This window comes from Pokkaliibacter plantistimulans (assembly GCF_003194385.1).
Taxonomy (GTDB): domain Bacteria; phylum Pseudomonadota; class Gammaproteobacteria; order Pseudomonadales; family Balneatricaceae; genus Pokkaliibacter; species Pokkaliibacter plantistimulans.
Genome location: NZ_LAPT01000142.1, coordinates 1 through 9,901, shown reverse-complemented (window position 1 = coordinate 9,901; position 9,901 = coordinate 1). Strand labels below are relative to the sequence as shown.

Sequence of the window (9,901 nt, the reverse complement as noted above, 5' to 3'; positions counted from 1 at the left end):
CGGCGGGCAGCGGACGGGGGTGCCCGGCTGGACGATGGTGGGGCGGGCAAGCGCCTGCTGCGCACTGTGACTGACCCGGAGCGCGGCACCCAGACCTACACCTACGATGCGGCAGGCAACCTGCTGTCACGCAAGACCGGCGGCCTGGAACCCATTACCTTCACCTATGATCAGATGAACCGCCTGTATCACACCGAATACCCGGCGGCGATTGGCAATGTGCAGGCCAGTGATGCGGTGGACTACCGCTATGACAAAGCCGGGCAACTGATCGGCATGAACAAGGGCGCTGTCAAACGCACCTTTGGTTATACCACGTGGGGATCGCTTTGGTGGGAATGGCTGACCTTCAACGACACCACCTATCGCATGGTGTATGGCTTTAACAACCATGGAGCGGTGAGCTCACTGAGCTTCCCCAATGGCAAAAAACTGAGTTATACCCTGGATGACTGGGATCGCCCTGTGGCCCTGGGCCAGTTTGTCAGCAATATCAGCTACTACCCCAGTGGCCAGCTGGCCTCCTACACCTACGGCAACGGCCAGAAGACCAGCTTCAGCCTCAACAACCGTAACTTTGTCAGCCAGATCCTCAGCCAGAGCAGCAGCCTCAAGGCCATGCAGCAGCAATACAGCTTCGACAAAAATGCCAACGTGACCGCCATCAAGGATCTGGTGGTGGCCTCCAACAGCATCAGCCAGCTGGGTTACGACGGGCTGGAACGGCTGATCGTGGCCAATGGCAGCTGGGGTAACGGCACCTTCAGCTACGACAACCGCGGCAACCTCACGAAGAAAAGCCTGGGCGTGATGGGCGTGATGAACTACACCTACGCCAGCAACAACCGACTGGCCAGCACCAGTGGCAGCCAGAGCAACACCTTCAGCTACGACCCCTATGGCAACACCACCGCCAATGGCCGCCTCACTATGAGCTACAGCCATGCCGGGGAGCTGCGCACCATTACCAATGCCGACAACACCCTCAATACCAGCTACCGCTACGACGGCGACGGCATCCGCGTACTGGAAATCAAGGACGGCAAGAACCGCTTCCAGATCCACGACAAGAAAGGGGACCTGGTCTACGAAGACGACCGGGTAGACAACAAACAGGTGATCTATGTACGCCTCAATGGCCAGACCCTGGCCAAGGTGGACAGCTGCATTACCAGCACCGGCTGCACCACCAGTGCGGTAGCGGACAGCCTGTTTACGCCCCAGTAAGGTCGCCCAGCGGCGAAAGACCCTGAAAGCACCGGCCCGCTGCCCTGATCAGCAGCGGGCCCCAAGGAAGAATAATGATGCGTGTACTGATGACCCGACTACTCGCCAGTGTGCTGGCGCTGTTACTGATTTGGCAACCGGCTGTCGCCGGGATCACCTACTACCACAACGATGCCCTTGGCTCGCCGGTGGCGGCCACCGATGAGAACGGCAAACTGCTGTGGCGTGAAGCCTATGCGCCGTTTGGGGAAAAGCTCAATAACTCCCCGGCCCAGGGAGACAGCCGCATTGCCTATACCGGCAAGCTACACGATGACGACACCGGGCTGACCTATATGAATGCACGCTACTACGACCCGGTGGTAGGGCGGTTTATGGCGATAGACCCGGTGGGACCGTTGAAGGGGGGATTGGAGCATATCAACAGATATGACTATGCCTATAACAACCCGTATAAGTACAAAGATCCGACGGGGATGTGCCCAATGTGCATTGGGTTAGCTGGTTTAGTGGGTGCAGCGATAGAGGTAGGAGTTGCAACTTATCAAGGAAAAGTCCACTCGATCCAAGATGCGATGGTTCACGCGGTAATTGGAGGAGTAGCAGGTGCTGCTGCGTCACTTGGAAATACTGCTCCTGCTGCTATGGCCATGTCTGCATTGGCTTCAGCTAGTGCCGATGCTACTTCTCAGGCTTATCATAAGGGCATTAAAAATATTGACCCTGAAGAGGTAGGGTTGGCGGCCTTGTTAGGTGGAGCTGCTGGTAAAGTAGGAAATATAAGCGAAAAAGCTATTAAGGCCATACCAAGTTTTCCTGCTGCATCGCGTATAACCACTAGCCAGACAGTGAGATCATTGGAATATGGTACAACTAATCAACTTCCACAAGATCTTAAAAAAGCTGCTGCAGCTGTGTCGAGCTCAAATGCTGTAAGTGTGGCTGGAGCGTTAGCGTCAGGTGATGCAAGTAGTGACGACCATGCTGGTACTGGTACTGGTACTGGTACTGGTACTGGTACTGGTACTGGTACTGGTGACAGTGACAGTGACAGTGACAGTGACAGGCATAACTGACGAAGCCAAACTCTAATGTATAATTTTCACTCGTGAATGAGGGGTAGCGAAATGCTGAAAAAAACTGAATACAGTTTTTTAGACAAGGTTGCTTTTGTGTTGGGAGCAGGTTTTTCCGGGTTTTTGTATTCTTTTCTGCTGGATAAAGTATTCAAGATCGATATCAGCCAAAAGGCTGATTATTTATCTTTGGATACTGTGATAGCTCTTGTTGTGACTATAGGATCGCTCATATTTTCAATACTATTGTTCATATATATAGAAAGGAAAATTGTTGGCTGCATTAGGAGGTTTAAAAATAGAAATTATTTATAGTTGCCATTTTTAAACTGAATGGGAAAGTGTTGTTGGTTGAGTTTTTTGAAAGAAAAAAGTGCAAATAAATTAATGTGGTGCATTAAACACTTTATATTGATTGGCACAGCCTATGAGTTGGGCTACGGAGACTTAGATCTGTATTTTTATTATTGGAGCTTATTGATACTAAAAGTACTGCAATAGATCTTTAGGCGTGTGAGTTAGAGGCTCTTTATCCGGAACAATATGTGCACTGCAAAATTAAAGCTTAAATCTTCTTTTGTTAAGTTGCTTTGGAGTGCGAATGCCTCTGCATCTATCACTCATCACTCCAACCAACTCTGGCGGGTGACGGAGAATGGTGAGCAGTCCTGGCAGCCTTTGCCTGCGGATCAGGACCATGCGCTGGTGTTGCAACTGACACCGGCGCAGGTACTGGTGCGCGAGCTGTATTTGCCGCTGGCTGCGGGGAAAAAGCTGGAGAGCGTGCTGCAACACGAGCTGCCACGCTTTACCCCGTTTCAGCCGGGGCAGGTGTATTTTGCCGCGGCGCGGTGCGGCAGTGACGCACAACGCCTGCGGGTGCAACTGGCGGTGGTGCGGCGCGATAAGCTGGATGCGCTGCTGGAGCAACTGGCTGCACAAGGGGTTGCGCCTGACCGGGTGGATGCGCTGGATGCCGCAGGCCAGCCGCTGGGGATAAACCTGCTGCCAGCGGCACGGCGACGGCGGCGTATCCACTGGCCACGGCTGATTAATCTGACGCTGGCGATTAGCAGCGCCCTGTTGCTGGCGACGGCGGCGGCCTTATGGCGCAGCCAGAATGCTGACACCCTGCAGCGGATGTCGGCCGAGGTCAGCCAGTTACAGCAGCAAACCCGCGACATCATCACCCTGCAACAGCAACTGAGCGAACGCCAGCAGGCGGCAGGCTATCTGGCCCGGCTCAAACATAGCCAACCCTCAATGCTGACCACCCTGCAAGCACTGACCGACTGCCTGCCCGCCGATACCTGGCTGGAGCAGCTGGATATCAAAGCGGAGGGCACGCTGGTCATGAGCGGCCAGAGCAGTGCCGTCAGTAGCCTGATCAGCCGTATTAATGCCTGCCCCGGCTTCAGTGCGCCGCAGTTTCAGGGAGTGATTCAACCAGACAGCCAGACCCGGCAGGACCGCTTTACTCTGCAGGCCACCCTGTCGGCGTCGGCATCCGGGCAGACTGAGGGCAGCACCCCATGAAGCGACTTCTGAAAGCCACCCTGACCACGTCGCTGACCGCCGCGCAGCAGCGTCTGGCCATGGCGGTGCTGATTCTGCTGGTGCTACTGCTGGCCGCTGTCACTGCGTTGTATCAGAGCGTCTGGGCACCGGTGCAGGACATGCACGAACAGATGGACAGCTTGCGCCAGCGTCAGCAGCGCTATCAGCAGATTCTTGCCGGTAAAGAACAGTTGCAGGCGGCGGTGGAGGCCGCCGCGGCCAATAGTCAGCTTAACGATACCCTGCTGCCGGGCGATGACCCCGGCTCGGTACAGGCTGACCTGATGTCACGGCTGTCGCTCAGCGTCAATCAGGTCAGCACACTCGGCCCCGGTTGCCGCCTGCTGGAAACTCTGCCGGTCAGCCAGCCACAAAAGCAGGACTCTCCCTATGTGCAGGTGATGATCAACGTCACCCTGGAATGTGCCATGGAACCTCTGACCGCTGTGCTGCATGAGCTGGAGCACAGCCACCCACTGTTGTTTATCGAGCAGCTGAGCCTGTACCGCCGACCGGATACGCCTTTTGACGGCGGTTCGGGGCTGCTGACCGTGCGTATGACCGTCAGTGGCTATATGCGCCCGGCACTGCCTCTTAGCGGAGCCAGCGGATGAAGGCGGTGCTGCGGCGTATCAGCCTGGGGTGGCTGGGGTTGGTGGTGGCCCTGAGTGGCCTGTGTATCCTGCTGGCACAGGGCAGCGGCGGCCCGTTGCCCTGGTTAGCGGCGTCCGGCAGTGAAGCCGGGGCGGATGCGCTGGCCGAGGTGCTGCAGGACACACAGCCACTGCCGCTGGACAGCTATCAGCGCATCTGGCAGCACTCCTTACTCAGCACCTCACGCACGGCTGATGTGCTCGTGGCCGCCGCGCCGGAGATGATGCCCAGTGCGCCGCCACCCCAGCTTGATGGCTTTACCCTGATGGGCACCCTGACCGATGGGCAGGTGCGGCTGGCCTTTGTCCGCGATGACACTGGCCATGCCCTGACCCTGCGGCAGGGCCAGACCTTGCCCAACGGCTGGCTGCTGTCCAGCGTTGACACGACAGAGATCAGCTTCACCCTGAATGGCGACCGCCAGACCCTTACCCTGCAACGACCCCATATTCCCGGCCTGAATGGCCCGTCGAACGAGTCCCCCTGATGTTCTTGCGTCCTAGTGCTCTGGCGTACTGCGTTACGCCGATTCTGTCTGCTCCTCGCCCCCTGGGCGCCGCGCTGATCACGGCATTGCTGCTGACCGGCTGTGTCCCGGCCAATCAGCGCCCCGATGACAGCCTGATTCGGGAAGGTCTGGCGGGCACCGGCATCGACCGGCCACAGGCCCAGGCCAGCGCCATGGCCGATACCCGTGGGCTCAGTGGTGGAAGCGGGCAGAGCACTGCCACGGGCAACGTGCCAAAAGGGCAGTGGGTACAGGGCAGCGGTGAATTTATCCACCCGCAGGAAGCGCAGGCACTGGCGCAGGGCGAGCCTTCAGGAGATGGCAGCTTTTCCTTCAACTTCAATGATTTGCCTATTCAGGCAGTGATCAACTCCGTGCTGGGCGACATGCTGCACGAGAACTACAGCATCACCCAGGGCGTCGAAGGGCAGGTGACCTTCTCCACCTCGCAGCCGGTCAGCAAGGAACAGGCCATCGCCATTCTGGAAAGCCTGCTGGCCTGGACCAATAACGCCATGATTCGCGACGGAGAGCGCTACGTCATTCTGCCTGCCGACAAGGCGGTGCCGGGTAATGTGGTGCCATCACTGTCCATGCAGGCACCGGACATTGGCCTGTCGGCACGGCTGTTTGTGCTCAACTACATTTCTGCGGTGGAAATGCAGAAGCTGCTCAAGCCCTTCGCCCGCGACAATGCCTTCCTGCTGATCGACCCCAACCGCAACCTGCTGGCCCTGGCAGGCACCGCGGCGGAGCTGGATAACTACCAGCAAACCATCAACACCTTCGACGTTAACTGGTTAAAGGGCATGTCCATTGGGGTGTTTGACCTGCAGCGTGCCAATATCAAGGAGCTGATGCCGGAGCTGGACCGCCTGTTCGGCCCTCAGGGCGACACGCCCCTGGCGGGGATGCTGCGTTTTATCCCGATCCAGCGTACCAATGCCGTGGTGGTGATTTCACCGCAGGCGGAATACCTGCGCGAGGTGCGCTCATGGATCGAGTTGATCGATCAGGGCGGCGGTAACGACCCGCAGATGTACGTCTACGATGTGCGCAATATGAAGGCCACTGATCTGGCCTATTACCTGCGGCAGATATACAGCGACCAGCCGGTAACAGAGACACAGACCGCCACGGTGGCCCCCGGCCTGCGTACCACCACCCTGACCAGTAACGGCCTCGGTGCGATCAACGGCAGCAGCGGTCAGGGCAGCGCCCTCAACAGCATCACCAGCCAGAGTAGCGATACCGCGACAGACAGCAGCGACACGGCGGCCAGCGATACCTCACTGGACAGCGGCAACGGTACGGGCAGCAATGACAACAGCGTGCGAATCAGTGCGCAAAAAAGCAGCAACCAGCTGCTGGTGCGCTGTCGCCCCAGCCAGTGGCAGGAAATCCAGACGGCCATCCAGCGCCTCGACAATCCGCCACTCCAAGTACAGATCGAAACCCGTATTCTGGAAGTCAGTCTGGTGGATGAGCTGAGCTTCGGAGTGCAGTGGTATCTGGGCAAGCTGGCAGGCAACAGCACCACGACAGCCATCGCCAACAGTGCCGGTCAGGGCGGCGCACTGGGGCAGGGTGGCGCTACCTATGGCGGCGAATCACTGTTCTATTCCTTCCTCAGCAACAACCTGCAGGTCGCCCTGCGAGCGCTGGAAAGCAAGGGTAATACGCAGGTGCTGTCGGCGCCGTCGCTGGTGGTGATGAACAACCAGCGGGCGCAGATACAGGTGGGCGACAACATCCCCATCACCCAGACCTCAGTGAATACCAGCAGCGCTGACCTCAACACCATCAGCAGCGTGCAGTATGTGCAAACCGGGGTCATTCTCGATGTGACCCCGCGCATCAACCCCGGTGGTCTGGTTTATCTGGATATCCAGCAGCAGGTCAGCAATGCCGGCACTACCGTGGATGCCAACGGCAATCCCTCTATCTCTACCCGTGCTATCAGCACTCAGGTGGCCGTGCAATCCGGCCAGACCATCCTGCTCGGCGGTCTGATCCAGCAGAACAACGCCCAGAATGATGCCAGTGTGCCCGGCGTCGGACAGGTGCCGGGGCTGCGCTGGCTGTTCGGCAGTACCGACCGCAAGCACAACCGTTCGGAAATGATTGTGCTGATTACCCCCAAGGTCATCACCCGCAACAGCGAGGCACAGCAGGTCACGGATGAATACCGGCAGGGGTTGCAGTTGTTGCGGCCATTGGCCCCGGTTAAACAATAAAACGTCACTAATACATTGTCTGGAATAAAAAGCGTATATATCCAAGGAGAAATGGAAGAATGATCAGGAAGTTATTCAGCAGTGGAATGCTGGTATTAGGCTGTCTTTATGGCACAGCCAGTAGGGCTGATTTTGAACAGGATATTTTGGATACTATTAAAACAGATATTCAGAGTTTACCAGGTGAAGAGTTTGATCTGTTTGGAGGGGGATTGTCTTGGAATATCCAAGAGGCCCATTTACCTGGGCCAAATGGTATGAGTATTGATGTCTATCGTGCAAATAATAGGAATGAGTTTGAAAGTGGATCAGGATGGAGTATTGACTATCCAAAGATAACTAGGAAGCAGGAAAAGTATTATACAGATTGTAATAGAGACAATGGGGCATGTGATGAACATGTAAGGTTTGATAGTTTAAGTGGAATGATCCTTCACATACCAGGAAAGAAGGATATCGTACTAGGTAATATGGTCGATGACCAGAAAGGCTCTATACTGCAAGGTACATTTTATGATTTGCGGAATAATATGTGGTCATCAAATGGTGATACCGTTTACTCTCCTGATGGCACTAGATATATATTTTCTGAAATAAAGCAGGTCAAAAAGGATTATGATAATGTAAATTTTATATATTACTCTAAAGTGATGCATGTTGATCCATTTGGTAATGAAGTTATTTATTATATTGGAGATCATGGTTTGGAAAAAATTGAGGCAAACGATGGGCGCACAGTAACTGTAGAATATAGAAAGTATATATATCAACGTCAAAATATAAAGGAAGGGACTGACGAAAAGGCATTCTACGATCCATCTAAAGTGGTTATTAGTAATGCTGGTGAGGTTAGAACATGGAATTTATTCTATAAAGATAATATGAGAGTGCTATCTACAGGAACAGAGGCACCGGCATTGGAAAGGGTTGTTACACCAGAGAATCGTGAATGGCTTTATATATTAGTAAAATCAGGCTCAGTTGCATTGCAAACATTTTATCTGCCAACCGGTGCAATGGTTAAATATGGTAGAGAAAATAGATTTGGGCGGGAGTGTTTAAAAAGAGTAATTACCGATTCGGGTGTTGAAAGTACATCTTATCTTTGTTCTTCTCGTAAATTAAATGGTTCATATTATGATTCTGCTTACATGATTACACCGGAAGCCATTTATAAGTATGTTTTTTTTAGAGAGTACAGTAAAAGTCAAAAAAGTAGTGAAAACGCATACTTTGGTGAGATAAAAGATATCTACACTTATGATGTGCTTGATATTGATTTATTGAATCCGTTAAAACATGTTCACTATGACTACTATTCAAAGAGTGCTAAGGGGCAATTAGGTCTTGATGATGGGACTCCATACCCATTTTTGTCGAAGTATCTTTTCCCATTTATGACACAGCGAGTAGTAATTGACGACAAATACGTTACCGAATATTCCAACCTCGACGCTGCTAACTTCTGGCAAACCAAAACCGAGACCACCAACGGTCAGCAACGCGTTACGCACTACACCTATCAGCATATCAAGAGCGATGGCAGCTCACCGCAGCTGATCGGCCTGCTGACCAAAGAGCAGGTGGACGGCGATAACGGCGAAACCTGGGTCACCACCAACACCTATGACGGCAAAGGCAAACTGATTCATCAGGTGGTTAATGGCCAGCCTACCCATTACACCTACACCAGCCAGGGTGAGCTGGCGACGAAGATGTACACCAACCACCGTGGCCAGCAGACCATCACCTACGCAGACTATTACCGGGGCGTGGCCCGTAAGGAAACCTATCCGGACGGTGGCGTAGTGACTCGTGCGGTCAACCCCAGTGGCACGATTGCCTGGGAAGATGACCCGCTGGGTAACCGTACCCGTTATGTGTATGACGGCCTGAACCGGGTGACCTATTACCAGCGCCCCGGTCTGGCACCGACCCGCTATCGCTATGAGCTGAACCGCATCACCGTCACCCGTGACAACTCCGGCTATATCAAAACCTACGATCTGGATGGGCTGGGTCGGGTGACCCTGACGACCGAACAGGGCAACGGTATTGCGCCGGTCTATGTTCGTACCCGCTACGATGCCGGTGGTCGGGTCGACTTTGCGTCTTATCCTTCCAATAGCGCCAGCGAAAGCCGGGGCGTCAGCACCACCTATGATGCACTGAACCGTATCCTCACCCAGACCCACAATACCGACGGCGCCCAAACCAGCTACTGCTATGGCAGCAGCTGTGCCAGCTACCTGACCGGCCTGAGCTATGACGATGCGGTGGTCGTGACCGACCCCCGTGGCTACAAGACCGCCTTCCTCAAGCAGGGCTTTGGCTCCCCCGATGACCTGTGGAACCGCACCATTGTGGCCGACATTGCCGGTAGCCATCGCCAGCTGACCGAGATCAGCCGCAACAAACTGGGCGACATTACCCAGCTGGTACAGGACGGCGTGACCCGCAGCTACGCCTACTACGCAGGCAAACGCCTGCTGCGCACTGTGACTGAACCGGAGCGCGGCACCCAGACCTACACCTACGATGCGGCAGGCAACCTGCTGTCACGCAAGACCGGCGGCCTGGAACCCATTACCTTCACCTATGATCAGATGAACCGCCTGTACCACACCGAATACCCGGCGGCG

The 9,901-nt window shown here is 54.8% G+C and carries 6 protein-coding genes and 1 pseudogene; all 7 read left to right on the top strand.

Features of this window, described 5'->3' with window-relative positions; genetic code table 11:
- The coding region (locus tag WH50_RS24285) for a hypothetical protein (protein ID WP_110189901.1) at positions 1 to 1,227 on the top strand (1,227 nt) is incomplete at its 5' end.
- A gap of 74 nt (positions 1,228 to 1,301) precedes the next feature.
- Positions 1,302 to 2,303, top strand: a complete 1,002-nt coding sequence (locus WH50_RS27060) for an RHS repeat domain-containing protein (protein WP_116453732.1) — start codon at positions 1,302 to 1,304, stop codon at positions 2,301 to 2,303.
- Between the two features lie 645 nt (positions 2,304 to 2,948).
- Positions 2,949 to 3,839: a PilN domain-containing protein gene (locus tag WH50_RS24270; protein WP_165838553.1), complete on the top strand. Its 891-nt coding sequence runs from the start codon at positions 2,949 to 2,951 to the stop codon at positions 3,837 to 3,839.
- Positions 3,836 to 4,474: a type II secretion system protein GspM gene (gene gspM / locus WH50_RS24265; RefSeq protein ID WP_110189895.1), complete on the top strand. Its 639-nt coding sequence runs from the start codon at positions 3,836 to 3,838 to the stop codon at positions 4,472 to 4,474. The genes WH50_RS24270 and gspM overlap by 4 nt, the downstream gene beginning before the upstream one ends.
- Positions 4,471 to 5,001, top strand: coding sequence for a hypothetical protein (locus WH50_RS24260; protein WP_110189893.1), 531 nt, complete (start codon positions 4,471 to 4,473; stop codon positions 4,999 to 5,001). Before gspM ends, WH50_RS24260 begins: the two co-directional genes overlap by 4 nt.
- A complete protein-coding gene (gene gspD, locus WH50_RS24255; protein ID WP_110189890.1) occupies positions 5,001 to 7,259 on the top strand; it encodes a type II secretion system secretin GspD in 2,259 nt (752 codons plus the stop codon). The genes WH50_RS24260 and gspD overlap by 1 nt, the downstream gene beginning before the upstream one ends.
- A 1,397-nt stretch (positions 7,260 to 8,656) precedes the next feature.
- Positions 8,657 to 9,901: pseudogene (locus tag WH50_RS24250) on the top strand (hypothetical protein); the annotation flags it as partial.

Coding starts and splice junctions, on each gene's coding strand:
- WH50_RS27060 (WP_116453732.1), top strand. CDS start 1,302: ATGATGCGTGTACTGATGACCCGACTACTCGCCAGTGTGCTGGCGCTG.
- gspM (WP_110189895.1), top strand. CDS start 3,836: ATGAAGCGACTTCTGAAAGCCACCCTGACCACGTCGCTGACCGCCGCG.
- WH50_RS24260 (WP_110189893.1), top strand. CDS start 4,471: ATGAAGGCGGTGCTGCGGCGTATCAGCCTGGGGTGGCTGGGGTTGGTG.
- gspD (WP_110189890.1), top strand. CDS start 5,001: ATGTTCTTGCGTCCTAGTGCTCTGGCGTACTGCGTTACGCCGATTCTG.